Consider the following 773-nt stretch of genomic DNA (forward strand, 5'->3'; position numbering starts at 1 on the left):
GTGATGAACTCCGCGCGCCCGCCGATATTCTCGACCGGCACCGGCCCGCCCAGCCCCTGTTGGGCGAGCGAGAAGCGGCTGTCGGCGCTGTTGTCGCGATTGTCGCCCATCAGCCAGACATGATCGGCCGGAATGCGCACCGCCGGGAAATTGTCGGCGCGCGTCGGCCCGATATCGATCGTGTCGTAGCTGACGCCATTGGGCAGCGTCTCGCGCACGATCTGCACGTTGCACACCAGCTCGCCCGCCGCGTTGCGGCCCAGCGCGCCGGGATAATGATCCTTGTCGCAGGTCAGATTGCCATCGACCTTGAGCGCGCGCAGGCCCAGCTTTTCGCGCTGCACCTGACGCCCGTTCAGGTACAGGATGCCGCCATACATCTCGACCGTGTCGCCGGGCAGGCCGATCACGCGCTTGATATAGTCCGATCGCATATCCGGCGGGGTCAGGATCACGATGTCGCCGCGCTCGGGAACGCTGCCGAACAGGCGTCCGTGCATGAACGGCAGGATGTGGAAGGTCGGGGTGACATAGCTGTACCCGTACGGATATTTGCTCACCACCAGCCGGTCGCCGACCAGAAGGTTCGGCATCATCGATTCCGACGGAATGTAAAATGGCTTGGCGACCAGGCTGTGAAAGCCGAGCACGGCAAGCACCAGCCAGAAGATGCCGCGCGCCTCGGCCCACCAATCGGTGCCGCTGCGCGTTTGCGCGTCCTCGCCCGTCGCCGCCAAATCTTCGGCCATCCCGTCCCTCTCACTCGCCCGCCA

At 65.1% G+C, this 773-nt stretch carries 1 protein-coding gene; it reads right to left on the reverse strand.

The annotated features are described in order from the left end of the window. On the reverse strand, positions 1-749 hold a 749-nt coding region (gene lepB, locus AX681_RS19070), incomplete at its 3' end, for a signal peptidase I (RefSeq protein ID WP_066682634.1). Positions 750-773: the final 24 nt, after the last annotated feature.

This window comes from Sphingomonas sp. CCH9-E2 (genome assembly GCF_001557215.1).
In the GTDB taxonomy this organism is placed as follows: Bacteria; Pseudomonadota; Alphaproteobacteria; order Sphingomonadales; family Sphingomonadaceae; genus Sphingomonas.